The sequence below is a fragment of the Streptomyces sp. NBC_01429 genome, from assembly GCF_036231945.1.
Classification (GTDB): Bacteria; Actinomycetota; Actinomycetes; order Streptomycetales; family Streptomycetaceae; genus Streptomyces.
On the sequence record NZ_CP109599.1, the window covers coordinates 5,588,728 to 5,602,841 of the forward strand.

Sequence of the window (14,114 nt, forward strand, 5' to 3'; positions counted from 1 at the left end):
GTCCTCGATGTCCGCCTCCGGACGGTCCTCCGCGTGCTCGTCCGGCCGCTCGCCCGTGGGCCCCTCGCTCACCCGGCGGCCTCAGTGCGCCTCGGCCAGCGGGTCCAGGACCATCGGCCTGACCTTGCCCTCCAGCATCGCGCCCAGGCCCAGTACGGCACAGATGTCCGGCCGTTCCGCGATGGCCACCGGCACACCCGTCGCGTCGCGCAGCATCTGGTCGAGCCCCGGCAGCAGCGCGCTGCCGCCGACCATCATGATCCCCCGGTCCGCGAGATCGGCCACCAGATCGGGCGGGCAGTCCCTGAGCACCTTGCCGATGCCGTCCAGGACGGCGGTCAGCGGCGTGTAGATCGCGTCCCGTACGGCCGCCGTGTCCACCAGCACCGAACGGGCGATGCCCGTCGCCACGTCCCGGCCGTGGATCTCGGTCTTCGAAGGGCCGCGCGCGTTGAGGCCGTTGCCGCTGAGCGCGAGCTGCAACGGGCGCACGGAGTGGCTGGGCAGCAGCAGCTCGTGCTGGTGGCGCAGGTACTGGATCACCGCGTGGTCGATGGCGTTGCCGCCGATCGGGATCCGCTGCGCGGTGACGATCGAGCCGAGCGAGAGCACCGCCACCTGCGTGGTCGCCGCGCCGCACACCATGATCATGGTGGCGGTCGGCTGCTCCACCGGCAGCCCGCTGCCGACGGCGGCGGCGATCAGCGTGTCGACCAGCTCGACCCGGCGCGCGCCGAGCCCCACGAGCGTCTCCACGGTCGCGCGCTGGGCCAGCGGATCGCTGTCGTGCGGCGTGCAGGCGGCGGCCCGCAGCCGGGGCTTGCGGCGCAGCTGACGGCGGAGCTTGTCCCCGAGGAGATGCCGGAGCATGCGCTGCGCCATCTCGACATCGACCACGGTCCCGCCCCTGACGGGCCGGGCGACCCGGATGTAGTCGGGGGTACGGCCCGTCATCTGCTCGGCGAGCGCGCCGACGGCGATGAGCGCGCCCGTACGGGTGTTGACGGCGGCGACACTCGGCTCGTCCACGACGAGCCCGGCCCCCTTCACGAAGACCCTGGTTCTGGCGGCCCCCAGATCGACGGCGATGTGACAGCGGCGCAACTGCTCAAGACTGACGGTCACGGCAGGTTCTCCCGAGAGCGCTGGCGGGCGGTTCACCGGCGGCGGCCGGTCCTCTTCGCATCCTGCGCCGCGCCGCGCCGCCCTGCCCGCTGGGCTGCTCCGTACGGGGGCGTGCGCGGCGGGAAGATGACGGGCCGCCAGGTTCCGGCGGCCCCGGCCCGGCCCGGTTCCGTTCCCTGCGGAACGCCCGGTTCCGTTCCCTGCGGAACCTACCGCGACCAGTGCTGCAACAGGCCCCAGGTGAACTCCGCGATCCGCTCCCCGCCGCCCGGCGCCGTACAGGCCAGCCGCAGCCGGGTCGGGGCGCTGCCCTCCATCGGCCGGGCCGGCGGGAACGCCCGTGCCACCTCGTCCACCGTGCAGGACCAGGGGCGCAGCTCCTCGGGCGTACGCGGCTCGGGGCCCGCCGCCCCCGGCGCGCGGACCAGCCACTCGTTCCATACGGCCCCGCCGGGACCGGTCATCACCTCGAAGCGCAGCGTGGGCCAGAGCGGTACGGGCCACAGCAGCGCCTCGCACTCCAGATCGCCGACCCGCCGCCGGAAGGTGTGCTCGGGCGCGCCGAGCACGGAGCGGTAGCGGGACAGCGCGCCACGGCCGCGCGGTGAGCGCGTCATGGCCTGCCAGCGGCGGTTGGCCTCGCGCATGTCGGCGGGGGAGACGCCCAGTTCGCGGCGCGCGTCGTCGACCAGCTCCGGCTGGTGGTCGGCCATTCTGCGCAACAGCACGAGCTGGAAGTCGAGCGGCCCGAACGGCCCGGGGGACGTCATGCCGCCATCCTGCCCCGTTCGGGAGCATCCCCGCGCGGAGGGTGCGCAGAGGTCCGGAATGCGGCGTGACACTACGGAATATCGGAATATCGTCGATCGCCGCCGCGCTCCGCGAGCCGCCGCGGAGTCCCGCATTCCACACAGGATCCTCACCGCCTCGGCTACCGGCGTGATGCCGCCGCCGCATAATCTGCGGTCGCCATGGACTACTGCCAGCCGTGCCGACGGCACCTCAACGGCGCGCTGACCTGCGCGGGATGCGGCGCCCCCGCCGAAGTTCCGCCACCGGGCCCCGGCCCGGAGCCGGCCGTCGCGTACGAGCTGACGCCTCCCGCCCGCGAGCCCGAGCCCGGCCCCGAGCCCGGCCCCCGGCGCGGCCGGGGCGCCTCGCGCCGTAGGGCCGCACGCAGCGACACGCCCCCACGTACCGGACCGAGGCGGGCGCGCGGCAAGCGCAAGCGCAGGATCGTGATCGGCGCGCTCGGTGTGGTGCTGGCTGCGGGCGCGCTGAGCCTGGCCGAGCTGGCCATCGAGTCACCGGGCAGGGACGGCGCCACCTCCGTGAAGGAGGACAGCGTCGTCGATCTCGACGGCGGACCCGGCCGTACGGACGCCCCCGTCACCCCCGACGACCCCGGCCCGGCCCCCGCCCCCGGGTCCGGATCGCCGTCCGGCGCGGGCCCCGGGGCGAGCGGCGGTACGGCCGCCCCGGGCGCCGGTGACACGCGTACCCCCGCGACCCCGGGCGCGTCCGGCGCGGCCGCCGGCGACCCGGGGACGGGCGCCGACCCCGACGAGGACGCCGGGGACACGGACACGGCACCCGCCGCACCCCACTCACCGGATCCCGGGGACGGTACGGATCCCGGGGACGGTACGGAGCCCGGCGCCACCGCGGAACCGGGGGAGAGCGACGCCCCCACCACGAGCCCCACCCCCACGCCCGCCCCCGACCCCGCCCCGTCCCCCGCCCCGTCCGCGACCTGCACCCGGTTCCTGTGGTGGTGCGCCTGACGGCGGCCGCGGGCGTTCCAGGGCGTGTTGCGAAAGTCCCGCCTGGCCCACGACGCCTGGCACGCACGCTCGCCGCGTTGTCGGGATCACCCCAGTACGTCCAGTACGGGGGCGACCCTCCGCCTTGCGATCGCGCGCACCAGACGCCGTGGGCCCCGCCCTCCGGGCGGACGGCGCTACTTTCGCAACACGCCCTGGGCCCGGTGGGAGCCGGTCAGCACCAGCCGACCTTCTTGTAGCCCACCCAGAACTCGCCCTTGTTGTTCACGCTCGCGTTCGTGCCGAAGGTCGTGGCGGTGTGGGCGCCCAGCACCCTGCCGACCCGCCCCTGCGAGGTGCTGTTGATGTCGATGTACGGCGCGCCGAAGACGGTCCCCACAAAGGTCGCCGAGGCGTCGCCCGGGGCGCGGGAGCCGCTGGCCCAACAGGGCGAACCACTGTGGGTGCGCAGTACGAGATCGCCGTTGTCCTGCATCATCACCTGGTAGCCGCTGTTGCAGATCGCCTGGTTGACGCCCAGGGTTCCGGAGAACGAGGAGCCGACACAGGTGATGGCGGCCGCCGCGCTCCGCCCGGCGGACGGTGTCTGGGCGGTCGCGGTCGCTCCCAGCCCGCTCACCGTCATCGCTCCGGCGGTCAGTGCGACGGCGAGCGCTCGCTTCATGTGGACCATTTCGCTGCCTCCTTGGTGCGGGGGACACCGGCGTCCGGCGCCGACGGAGACCTGCCTCGGCACGCCCCGTCCGTACCTTCTGCCAGCCGGTGTCCGGCTTGTCGAGACGTCACTGTGGCAGCGAAGGGCGGGCTTCCGCGCGTCTTTCAGATCCGGCTGAAACTCGCCGCGCGACGGGCGGAGTGTCCCGGGGAGCCCCGGTCGCCGGTGCAGAAGAATGAGGAGGGACCAGCCCGGTCGCAGCCGGCGACCGGGTCGTGAACGGAGCGGACAGCCTCGGGGGAGAGCATGCTGCGTATCCATCTGACCGGTGACGATCTCGGCAGGATCCGGGTGGCCGCCGGGCCCGCGCTGATGTGGGAGACCGTGCTCAGCCTGCACTGGGCCAGGCGGCGCCCGGCGGGACCGGCGGGCGAGCACTGGCGCGGTGCCGTGGCCGGCGAACTGGCTCCCGCGACGGGACTGCTCCGCGAACTGGCGCCGCCGCGCGGGTACTTCCCCGACTTCCTCACCCCCTACGGCTCCTCGCCCCAGCTCGCGGAGGCGCTGGACCCGGTCCTGCGCACCCCGGCGGCACGGCTGCGCGAGGAACTGGCGCTCCTGTCGGCGCGCCGGGTACCCACGCCGTGGCTGCGGGAGCTGGCGGACGGCGGTCTGCCGGCGGTGCGGCGTCTGGAGCGCGCCTTCCACCGCTACCACAGCGTGGCCGTCGCGCCGTTCTGGCCGACCGTGCGGGCCGAGGTCGCCCGCGAGCGCGTCCGCGTGAGCCGGCTGCTGGCGGACGGCGGTACGGAGGAACTGCTCGCCGGTCTCTCGCCCCGCGTGCGGTGGCGCAGCCCCGCGCTGGAGGTCGACTACCCCGTGCGGCGCGAGCTGTGGCCGGCCGGGCGCGGGCTGCTGCTGGTGCCCTCGTACTTCTGCCACGGGCTGCCGATCACGCTCGTACGGCAGGAGGAGACGCCGGTACTGGTGTACCCGGTCGGCCGCCGCCCGCAGGCCGCCGGGCAGCCGCCGGAGAACGGGGAGGCGCTGACCGCCCTGCTCGGGCGCAGCCGCGCCGCCGTCCTGGAGGCCGCGGCCGACGGCGGCAACACCAGCGAACTCGCCCGCCGCGCCGGCATGCTCATCTCCTCGGCCAGCCAGCATCTCGCCGTACTGCGGCGGGCGGGGCTGGTGGGGAGCCGCCGTCAGGCGAACGCGGTGGTCCACCAGGTGACGTCCCTGGGGGCGAACCTGCTGGCGCACGCGGAGCCACCGCCTTGGTGACCCGGGCCGGGCCGGGTCGGACGGACCACCGGCGGTCAGGCCACCGGCGACGGTCGGACCACTGGCGACACCCAGACCACCGGTGCTCAGACCAGTGGCGACGGTCAGACCACCGACGCTCAGGCCACGGGCTCGCCCACCATGCGCTTGAGCAGATCCCGCAGCACCTCGCGCTCCGCCGCCGTCAGCCCGGCGAGCGGCTCGCGGGCGAAGTCCAGGGAGTCCCGCAGCAGCTCCGCCGTCGCGAGGCCCTTCTCGGTGGCGGCGGCGAGCTTCACCCGGCGGTCGGCCGGGTCCGGGCGGCGCTCGACCAGGCCGCGCGCTTCGAGCCGGTCCACGATGCCGGTGATGTTGGACGGCTCGCACTTCAGTTTCCGCGCGATCCGGCGCATGGGCATGGGGTCCAGGGACAGCAGCCGCAGCACGCGCGCCTGCGCGCCGGTCAGGGCGTGCTCGGCCGCCGCCTGCTCGTACTCCTCGTAGTAGCGGGCCACGACGGTGCCGATCAGCTCGACGACTTCGAGGGTCAGGGGGTCTCTGCGCTCAGTGGCCATGGACACCAGGGTACCCATTTATTTGACAACCTGAAATATTCAGGCGCATGGTTGTTTTAGGTAGTGAAGCTTTTGTCGGCTCATCGTCGAAGACCGTCCGAGGAGGACCCGTACCATGACCGCACTCCCCACCTCCGGCCGCGCCTGGCATCTCGTCGCCCGCCCCCACGGCTGGCCCAAGCCGTCCGACGTCGCCCTGCGCGAGGTCCCGGTGGCCGCGCCGGGTGAGGGCCGGATCCTGGTCCGGAACCTGTATTTCTCGGTCGATCCGTACATGCGGGGCCGGATGAACGACGTGAAGTCGTACGTCCCTCCCTTCGAGCTGGACCAGCCGATGATCGGCGGCGCGATCGGTGAGGTCATCGCCTCCCGCGCCGAGGGGTTCGCGGTCGGCGACCACGTCCTGCACGGTCTCGGCTGGCGCGAGTACGCCGAGTTCCCGGCCGAGCACGGGACCAAGGTCGACGCCTCGCTCGCCCCGCTCTCCGCGTACCTCAGCGTCCTCGGCATGACCGGCCTCACCGCCTACGCCGGTCTCTTCGAGACCGCGTCCTTCAAGGAGGGCGACGCGGTCTTCGTCTCCGGCGCGGCCGGTGCCGTCGGCAGCCAGGTCGGCCAGTTCGCCCGGCTGAAGGGCGCTTCCCGGGTGATCGGATCGGCGGGCTCGGACGAGAAGGTCAAGCTCCTCGTCGAGGAGTACGGCTTCGACGCGGCGTTCAACTACAAGAGCGGCCCGGTCAAGGACCAGCTCAAGGAGGCGGCTCCCGACGGGATCGACGTCTACTTCGACAACGTCGGCGGCGAGCACCTCGAAGCCGCGATCGCCACGCTGAACACGCACGGCCGGGTCACCATGTGCGGCGCGATCGCCCAGTACAACAACACCGGCCCGGCCGCCGGCCCGCGCAACCTCGCCCTCGCCATCGGCAAGCGGCTGCGCCTCCAGGGCATGCTCGTGGCCGACCACTACGGGCTGAAGCAGCAGTTCATCAAGGACGTGGGCGGCTGGCTGGTCTCGGGCGAGCTGAAGTACGACGAGACCATCGTCGAGGGCATCGAGAACGGCTTCGACGCCTTCCTCGGTGTGCTGCGCGGCGAGAACACCGGAAAGATGGTCGTCTCCATCGGCGGCTGAGGCGGCCACCCGGCCACCGCCGGACCCCGCGCGCTCACGCGTCACGTCACTGAGGGCCGCATCCCGCTCACGCCGGGGTGCGGCCCTCGGCTTCTGCCGCCGCCCGTGCTGCCCCCGTGCCGGCCCTCCCGTGCTCGTCCCTCTGCCGGGCGCCCGTGTTCGACATGACGAACCTGATCCGGATTTTTGCGCGAAACATTGACGCGCCTTTCTGATCGACTTACGTTCCGGTTCGAAGTTACGGTCATAGTTCGGTATTCCGAACATTGGGAGGCGAGCCGCCATGTCACCACTCCTTCCGAGCCGTCGCGGGATGCTCGGCGGTCTCGGGGCGCTCGCCGTCGCCGGCGGCTTCGGGCGACGTATTCCTGTGGCCGTACATGGTGACGTCCGACCCCGACCTCTCCGGCGGGCCAGTGAGGCGCCGACGGGACCCGTCGGAACAATCGAACCCACCGGAACAATCGAAGCGCTTGCGCGCGACCGGACCGGCCTTGACGTATTTCTCCGTGAATATCACCATCCTTACCAGCCCAGCTTTTGATCACAGATGAGGGAGTCATGAACCGACCCGCCCGTTTCACCCTGCACCCCGACTTCACCGTCGGTGAGGTGAACCCCCGTCTCTTCGGCTCCTTCGTCGAACACCTCGGCCGCTGCGTCTACACCGGCATCCACGAGCCCGGCCACCCCACCGCCGACGAGGCGGGTCTCCGTACGGACGTGCTCGAACTCGTCCGCGAACTCGGCCCCACCGCCCTGCGCTACCCCGGCGGCAACTTCGTCTCCGGCTACCGCTGGGAGGACAGCGTCGGCCCGGTCGACGAGCGGCCCCGCCGGCTCGACCTGGCCTGGAAGACCACGGAGTCCAACCGGTTCGGACTCGCCGAGTTCATCGACTTCGTGCGCAAGGCCGGCCCGGAGGCCGAGCCGATGATGGCCGTCAACCTCGGCACGCGCGGAGTGGCCGAGGCGATCCAGCTCCAGGAGTACGCCAACCACCCCTCCGGCACGGAACTCTCCGACCGCCGCGCCGCGCACGGCGACAAGGACCCGTACGGCATCAGGCTGTGGTGCCTGGGCAACGAGGTGGACGGGCCCTGGCAGACCGGCCACAAGACGGCCGAGGAGTACGGGCGGATCGCCGCCGAGACCGCGCGGGCGATGCGGCAGATCGACCCGGACCTCGAACTGGTCGCCAGCGGCTCGTCCAACTCGAACATGGACACCTTCGCCGCGTGGGAGGCGACGGTCCTCACCGAGACGTACGACCTCGTCGACTACGTCTCCCTGCACAGCTACTACTGGGAGACCGACGGCGACCGCGACTCCTTCCTCGCCTCGGCGGTGGACATGGAGGCGTTCATCGAGAAGGTCGTCGCGACCTGTGACCATGTCGGGGCCAAGCTGAAGTCCGACAAGAAGATCAACCTCTCGTTCGACGAGTGGAACGTCTGGTACCTGGACAAGCCCAACCCGAACGAGGTCGAGGACTGGCAGGAGGCCCCCCGCCTGCTGGAGGACGTCTACTCGGTGACCGACGCCGTCGTCTTCGGCTCGCTGCTGATCGCGCTGCTCCGGCACGCCGACCGGGTGACGGTGGCCTGTCTCGCCCAACTCGTCAACGTCATCGCGCCGATCATGACCGAGCCCGGCGGCCCCGCCTGGCGGCAGACCACCTTCTTCCCCTTCGCCCAGGCGTCGAAGTACGGGCGCGGGACGGTGCTGGACGTACGGGTCGACTCCCCGTCGCACACGACGAAGAAGTACGGCGAGGCCGACCTGCTGCACGCCACCGCCGTCCGGGCCGAGGACGGCACGGTCGCCGTCTTCGCGGTCAACCGCAGCCAGACGGAGCCGCTGCCGCTGGAGGCGGTGCTCTCCGGGCTCGGTCTGACGGAGCTGGTCGAGCACAGCGTCCTCGCCGACGCCGATCCCGAGGCCAGGAACACCCTGGCGGACCAGGAGCGGGTCGCCCCGCACGCGGGCGAGGGCGCGACGCTCGTCGACGGCACGCTCAAGGCGACGCTGGAGCCGCTCTCCTGGAACCTGATCCGACTGGCCTGACCCGACCGGGCTTGATCCGATGGCCCGACTGGCCCGACCTGCCTGACCCGGCCGGCCCGAGCAGCGGGTCTCCGAGCCGCCGATGCCCCGACGGAGCGATCCGTCGGGGCATCGGCGGCTCCGGGCACGTATCCGCGGGCGCGAAGTAAGTCTGTGTGAACCGTTGACGCGCAAGCGCTTCGACTCTAGTTTCCCGTTCGCGGTGACGAGCGTGGTTCGGAATGCCGAACAGGACGGTCAGGACCGGATTCCGCCCCACGCCTCCGCCCCCACCGTGTGCCCCCCACACCGCAAGGAGAACCGCGTGAGCCGCACCTCCCGCAGAACCGCGCTCCTCGCCCTGCCCGCCGCCCTGCTCCTCGCCCTCGTACCGAGCAGCGCCTCCGCCTACCCCAACCCCGGCCGGGTCAGCGGCGACATCGTCGTCCACGACCCGACGATGATCCGCGCCTCGTCCGGGCAGTACCTGCTCTACTCCACCGGTGACGGGCTCCAGGCCCGCACCTCCACCGACCGGATCGCCTTCAGCCGCAGCGGATCCGCCTTCACCACCCTCCCGGGCTGGTGGTCCACCTACTCACCGGCCAAGGACCCCTGGGCGCCGGACATCTCGTACCACGGCGGCAAGTACCTGATGTACTACGCCGTCTCGACCTTCGGCTCCTCCACCTCGGCCATCGGACTCGCGGGCTCGGCCACCGGGCTGCCCGGCAGCTGGTCCGACTACGGGACCGTCTACACGTCCAGCTCGGGCAGCGACTACAACGCCATCGACCCCAACCTCCTCGTCGACGACGACGGCAAGTGGTGGCTGACCTTCGGTTCCTGGTGGACCGGGATCAAGATGATCCGGATCGACCCGTCGACCGGCAAGCAGTACGCGGGCGACACCACCCGCTACAGCCTCGCCTCGCGCCCGACGGGCACCAAGGCCGTCGAGGGGCCCGCCGTCGTCAAACGCAACGGCTACTACTACCTGTTCGCCTCGTACGACACGTGCTGCGCCGGAACCAGCTCCACGTACAAGATCAAGGTGGGCCGCGCCACCAGCCCCACCGGGCCCTACGTCGACAAGAACGGCGTGAACATGATGAACAACGGCGGCTCGCTGGTACTGGAGAGCCACGACCGCTACATCGGCCCCGGCGGCCAGTCGGTCATGCCGGACGGCGACGGCGACCTGCTCGTCTACCACTACTACGACGGCCAGGACAACGGCACGCCCAAGCTCGGCGTCAATCTGCTGAGCTGGTCCGGCGGCTGGCCCACGGCGTACTGACGGGGGCGCGGGACATGTCACGCACCGAGCGGCCACCGGCCCTCCTCATCGCCCTCCTCCTCGTCGTGCTGGCCGGCCTCGTCGCGGTCGTCGCGCCGCCGGCCGGGGCCGCCGAGGGCCGTCCGTACACCAACCCCGTCAAGGACCGGAAGGGCGCCGACCCGTGGATCGAGTTCTACGACGGTGACTACTACCTGATCACCACCTCCTGGACGTCCGAACTCACCATGCGCAAGTCGCCCACCCTGGCCGGGCTCTCCACCGCGCCCAGCGTCCAGGTGTGGTCGGACTCCACCTCGTCGCGCTGCTGCAACATGTGGGCTCCCGAGATCCACTTCCGCAACGGGCGCTGGTACCTCTACTACGTGGCCGGACAGGGCATCGCCGACTACAACCCCACCCAGCGCGTCCACGTCCTGGAGAGCGCGGGCTCCGACCCCATGGGCCCGTACACGTACCGCGATCAGCTCGGAGGCGCCTGGATGCTCGACGCCAGCCTGCTCACCCTGAACGGCTCGCTGTATCTGCTGGGCAGCGCGAGCGGCGGCGGTACGCAGAACCTCGTCATCGCGCCGATGTCCAACCCGTACACCCTGAGCGGCGGCTTCTCGACCATCTCCACGCCGACCTACGACTGGGAGCGAACGGGCGGCACCGTCAACGAGGGCCCCGAAGTGCTCCAGCACGGCGGAAAGACCTTCATCGTCTACTCGGCGAGCGGCTGCTGGACCCCCGACTACCGACTCGGCCGGCTCACCTACACCGGGACCGACCCGCTGAGCGCCTCCTCCTGGACGAAGAAGTCCACCCCGGTCTTCAGCCGCGCCGACGCGGCCGGGGTCTACGGTCCGGGACACAACGGATTCTTCACCTCACCCGACGGAACGGAGAACTGGATCGTCTACCACGCCAACAGCTCCGCGAGCGGCGGCTGCGACAACGGCCGCACCACCCGCGCCCAGAAGTTCACCTGGAACGCGGACGGCACCCCGAACCTCGGCACCCCGCTCGCCCTCGGCACCACCCGCCCCGGGCCCTCCGGCGAGAGCGCGGCCACCCCCACCGCCTACACCCTGGTCAACCGCAACAGCGGCAAATGCCTTGAGGTGGAAGGCGGTTCCACGTCGGACGGCGCCCACGTCATCCAGTGGAGCTGCGACGGCGGCGCCCACCAGCGCTGGCGCCTCGAAGATCTCGGCAACGACACCAGCCGGCTCGTCAACGCCGCGAGCGGCAAGGTCCTCGACACGGCGGACTGCTCCGTCGCCGACGGCGCCGAACTGCGCCAGTGGTCCTGGCTGAACAACCTCTGCCAGTCCTACCGGTTCGTCGTCACCGACCGGGGCGGCTGGGTGCGGCTCGTCAACGCCCGCAGCGGGAAGGTCGCCGACGTCGCCGACTGCTCGACCGCCGACGGCGCCGACGTACGGCAGTGGTCGTGGCTCAACAACGCCTGTCAGCAATGGCAGTTGAAGCCGGTCTGATGAGGCCGGTCCGATGAAACCGGCCTGAACGGAAACGGTCTGAACGGAAACGGCGGGCCGCCGCCTGAACGAAGGCCGCGGCCCGCCGCACACGGGTGCTCCCGTCAGCCGGCGGCGCCCAGCAGCGCCCGGCCCACCTGCGGGAACAGCCCCTTGGGGTGGTCGCGGAACAGCGGCTCCGTGCCGAACAGCACCACCGGCACACCCCGCGCCGACAGACCGCTGACGACCGACGCCCGGCCCGCCGCGTCCGAGGGCCCGCCCGTGCCGTTCGCCTTCGCCCGCCAGTGACCCGAGACCAGCGGCTCACCGGTGGCGTACGACTGGTCCGCCCTGACGCCCGCGCCGAGTTCGGTGAACCACAGCGGCGAGTAGACGAAGGTGTGCGCCGGGGCGCCGCCCGTGACCGGACCGCCCGCGTTGGTCACCCGCACCACTCCGTTGGCGTCCCCGTTGCCCGCCACCGGTTTCACGTCGAGCAGCCCGGCGGCGGTGTTGAAGGCGGCGCCCGCCGAACCGAGCGCGACCACGCGCCCGCCCCCGGCGAGGAAGCCGTCGAGCGCCGTGCGCGCGGCCGGGTCGAGGCTGCCGTACGCCAGCCCGGACGACACGTACAGCACGTCCGCCGCCGACCAGTCGAAGCCCGCGTTGAGGATCTCGGCCGACACCGGCGTCACCTCGAAGCCCATCTCCCGCAGCGCGAACCGCTCGCCCGGCGTCACGGCGGCGGCCACCCGGGTACGGTGCACCGCACCCGTGCCCTTCTCCTTCGTGGCGCCGAAGACCACCCCGTGACGGTCGGCGAGCACGACCGCCTGACGCCGCGCCGACGCCGGCACGATCGCCGCGCCGTCCGCCGCGCGCCGTACCGCGACGCCCTGCCCGAGCAGCGAGTTGAGCGCGGCCAGCTCCTTCGGGTCGTCCAGCGCGAGCCGCAGACCGCCCTTCCCGGCACCGCCGCCGGCCACCGAACCGGTGGGGGAGGCCACCGACACGTCGCGGCCGACGACGTGCGGCGCGCCCGCGGCCCGCTGGACCTTGTCCACGCTCGCGCCCCACAGCAGCCCGAGGCTCCACCCCGAGATGTCGTACATGGTGGAGACATCCGCGCTGATGTCCCGGCCCTCGGCCAGGATCACATTGGCGACGCCCCGCTTGGGCTGGTGCATGTCGACGACGTACGAGCCCGCCGGATACGTCCGGCCCGCCAGGCCGAACCCGAGGGCGGCCCGCTTCACCCGTACGTCATTGGCGACCAGATGGTCCACCAGCCGGGCGGCGGCGACCGCCGAGCGCTGTCCGCCGCCCGCCGGAATCACGTACGCCCGGGGGAAGTCGGTGGTGTACACGTCCTCCGGACCGATGCCCGGCACCCCCGGCACCGTCTTCTCCGACACCGGCCGCTGCGCCTCGCCCGCCGCGCCCCGCCGGAACGACTCGATCTGGTCGGCGATCACCGACGTGCGGTGGCTGAGCGTGTAGTCGAGCGTCGCGCGCATCACCGCGCCCGCGATGTCCGTGTTGATCGCGGAACGCCGGCGCAGCTCCTCGACCGGCAGGGAGTCGTACGAGGCGTTGTTGACCCGCATCGGGAACTCGACGGTGTGCGAGGCGACGGCGCCCTGGAAGGCCATGTACTGCGGGGTGAAGACCGGCGGCCAGTCGTCCCAGCCCTCCTCCTGGTCGCGGAAGGGGATGACGGGCGGCTCGACGCCGTCCTTCGCCGCGGTGTAGCCGAGGCCGTTCACCGCCTTCTCCATGCCGAGGGCGTTGGCGTAGCTGTTCTTGAGGAAGAGGTCGTACTCGTAGTTCTCGCCGTGCGGCGGGGTGGTGGGCTCGATCAGGGTGCCGTTGACGTAACCGTGCAGATCGAGCATGACGGCGGGCTGCTTCTCGACGCCGATCCGCCGCACGGCCCGTGCCTCGGGCTGGGAGGCGGTGATGAAGTCCCGGTTCAGGTCGAAGCCGTTGGAGTTGGCGCGGGTGCCGGCGATGCGGCCGTCCGGATTGGCGGTGACGTTGACGTAGATCCGGTTCTTGGCGAGCAGTCCGGCGGTCTTCGCGTCCTTGGCCTTCGCCAGCTCCTCGATGAGCTTGAGGGCGGCGTCGGTGCCCTCCCACTCGTTGCCGTGGATGTTGTTGTTGATGAAGACGGGCGTTTTGTAGGACGACGCGATCCGGCGGTCCTTGGCGGCCGTCGCGGGGGAGCCGCCGATCAGCTCCCGCATCCGCTCCTGCTCGCGCGCCTGCCCGGTGCTCTCGGGAGCGGTGACGGTGACGAGATACAGATCGTGCCCGCCCGCCGACTGCCCGGCGACCTCGACGCTGACGCGGTCGCCCAGCTTCTGGAGGGCGTTGAGCCGGGGTGCGAGCGAGTGGTACGGCGTGAGACCGAGTTTGATCGACTTGTCGGCGGGGTCGACCGGCGGCGCCTTGAGGACGGTGCGGCGCGGATAGCCGGTGTCCTCGCGCAACGTGCTGCCGGTCCGGCCGTCGTCGGCCCGGCCGTCGCCGAGAAGCGCGGGTCCGGCGGCGGCGAGCCCGCCGAGGGGGTCGGCCGTCTCCGCGCCGGGGCCGCCGCGCTCCCGTACGGGGTGCGGGCCCGGGGCCGCGCCGGGGGCGGGCGCGGCGGTGGCGAGCGGCGCGAGCAGCAGGGCGCCGGCGGTGACGGCGGTGGTCAGCAGGACGGGTCTGGGTATACCCATGCGTCTGGTTCCTCCGGATTGGGGCGGAAGTGAGGCAAGGTG

At 72.0% G+C, this 14,114-nt stretch carries 11 protein-coding genes; 6 read left to right on the forward strand and 5 right to left on the reverse strand.

The features are described 5' to 3' along the window. Positions 1-81: 81 nt before the first annotated feature. Together OG627_RS24570 and OG627_RS24575 are read right to left on the reverse strand one after the other, a co-directional pair. Entirely contained in the window at positions 82-1,125 is a 1,044-nt protein-coding gene (locus OG627_RS24570; RefSeq protein ID WP_329068536.1) for a rod shape-determining protein, read from the reverse strand. Between the two features lie 209 nt (positions 1,126-1,334). Continuing rightward, positions 1,335-1,895 (reverse strand): hypothetical protein, encoded by a 561-nt coding sequence (locus OG627_RS24575; protein ID WP_329068538.1) that lies wholly within the window; start codon positions 1,893-1,895, stop codon positions 1,335-1,337. 201 nt (positions 1,896-2,096) lie between these two features. Here OG627_RS24575 and OG627_RS24580 point away from each other — a divergent pair, with 201 nt between their 5' ends. Further along, positions 2,097-2,909 carry an SCO2400 family protein gene (locus tag OG627_RS24580; RefSeq protein ID WP_329068539.1) on the forward strand — a complete coding sequence of 271 codons (813 nt, stop codon included), beginning with the start codon at positions 2,097-2,099 and terminating at the stop codon, positions 2,907-2,909. A 214-nt stretch (positions 2,910-3,123) separates the two neighbouring features. On the opposite strand, the gene OG627_RS24585 is transcribed toward OG627_RS24580, so the two are convergent. Further along, entirely contained in the window at positions 3,124-3,582 is a 459-nt protein-coding gene (locus OG627_RS24585; RefSeq protein WP_329068541.1) for a hypothetical protein, read from the reverse strand. A gap of 288 nt (positions 3,583-3,870) precedes the next feature. Here OG627_RS24585 and OG627_RS24590 point away from each other — a divergent pair, with 288 nt between their 5' ends. Next, the gene (locus OG627_RS24590; RefSeq protein ID WP_329068543.1) at positions 3,871-4,848 is read left to right on the forward strand and encodes an ArsR/SmtB family transcription factor; all 978 of its coding nucleotides are present in this window, start codon (positions 3,871-3,873) and stop codon (positions 4,846-4,848) included. Between the two features lie 119 nt (positions 4,849-4,967). Here the strand turns inward: OG627_RS24590 and OG627_RS24595 are convergent, their stop codons facing one another. Continuing rightward, positions 4,968-5,402, reverse strand: a complete 435-nt coding sequence (locus OG627_RS24595; RefSeq protein WP_329068545.1) for a MarR family winged helix-turn-helix transcriptional regulator — start codon at positions 5,400-5,402, stop codon at positions 4,968-4,970. 115 nt (positions 5,403-5,517) lie between these two features. Here OG627_RS24595 and OG627_RS24600 point away from each other — a divergent pair, with 115 nt between their 5' ends. The 4 genes from OG627_RS24600 (at position 5,518) to OG627_RS24615 (ending at position 11,367) form a co-directional block, all read left to right on the forward strand. Next, positions 5,518-6,537: an NADP-dependent oxidoreductase gene (locus tag OG627_RS24600; RefSeq protein ID WP_329068547.1), complete on the forward strand. Its 1,020-nt coding sequence runs from the start codon at positions 5,518-5,520 to the stop codon at positions 6,535-6,537. A 561-nt stretch (positions 6,538-7,098) separates the two neighbouring features. After that, entirely contained in the window at positions 7,099-8,604 is a 1,506-nt protein-coding gene (arfA, locus tag OG627_RS24605; RefSeq protein ID WP_329068549.1) for an arabinosylfuranosidase ArfA, read from the forward strand. Positions 8,605-8,908: 304 nt separating this feature from the next. Beyond that, positions 8,909-9,883 carry an arabinan endo-1,5-alpha-L-arabinosidase gene (locus OG627_RS24610; RefSeq protein WP_329068551.1) on the forward strand — a complete coding sequence of 325 codons (975 nt, stop codon included), beginning with the start codon at positions 8,909-8,911 and terminating at the stop codon, positions 9,881-9,883. 14 nt (positions 9,884-9,897) lie between these two features. Further along, positions 9,898-11,367, forward strand: a complete 1,470-nt coding sequence (locus OG627_RS24615; protein WP_329068553.1) for a family 43 glycosylhydrolase — start codon at positions 9,898-9,900, stop codon at positions 11,365-11,367. A 104-nt stretch (positions 11,368-11,471) separates the two neighbouring features. Here OG627_RS24615 and OG627_RS24620 read toward each other — a convergent pair whose 3' ends face one another. Then, on the reverse strand, positions 11,472-14,072 hold the full coding sequence (locus OG627_RS24620) for a M14 family metallopeptidase (RefSeq protein WP_329068556.1): 2,601 nt from the start codon (positions 14,070-14,072) through the stop codon (positions 11,472-11,474). Between the last annotated feature and the right edge of the window lie 42 nt (positions 14,073-14,114).

What these genes read in the sequence shown, in the direction of transcription:
- OG627_RS24575 (WP_329068538.1), bottom strand. Translation starts at nt 1,895, where the DNA reads ATGACGTCCCCCGGGCCGTTCGGGCCGCTCGACTTCCAGCTCGTGCTG.
- OG627_RS24580 (WP_329068539.1), top strand. Translation starts at nt 2,097, where the DNA reads ATGGACTACTGCCAGCCGTGCCGACGGCACCTCAACGGCGCGCTGACC.
- OG627_RS24585 (WP_329068541.1), bottom strand. Translation starts at nt 3,582, where the DNA reads ATGGTCCACATGAAGCGAGCGCTCGCCGTCGCACTGACCGCCGGAGCG.
- OG627_RS24590 (WP_329068543.1), top strand. Translation starts at nt 3,871, where the DNA reads ATGCTGCGTATCCATCTGACCGGTGACGATCTCGGCAGGATCCGGGTG.
- OG627_RS24595 (WP_329068545.1), bottom strand. Translation starts at nt 5,402, where the DNA reads ATGGCCACTGAGCGCAGAGACCCCCTGACCCTCGAAGTCGTCGAGCTG.
- OG627_RS24600 (WP_329068547.1), top strand. Translation starts at nt 5,518, where the DNA reads ATGACCGCACTCCCCACCTCCGGCCGCGCCTGGCATCTCGTCGCCCGC.
- arfA (WP_329068549.1), top strand. Translation starts at nt 7,099, where the DNA reads ATGAACCGACCCGCCCGTTTCACCCTGCACCCCGACTTCACCGTCGGT.
- OG627_RS24615 (WP_329068553.1), top strand. Translation starts at nt 9,898, where the DNA reads ATGTCACGCACCGAGCGGCCACCGGCCCTCCTCATCGCCCTCCTCCTC.
- OG627_RS24620 (WP_329068556.1), bottom strand. Translation starts at nt 14,072, where the DNA reads ATGGGTATACCCAGACCCGTCCTGCTGACCACCGCCGTCACCGCCGGC.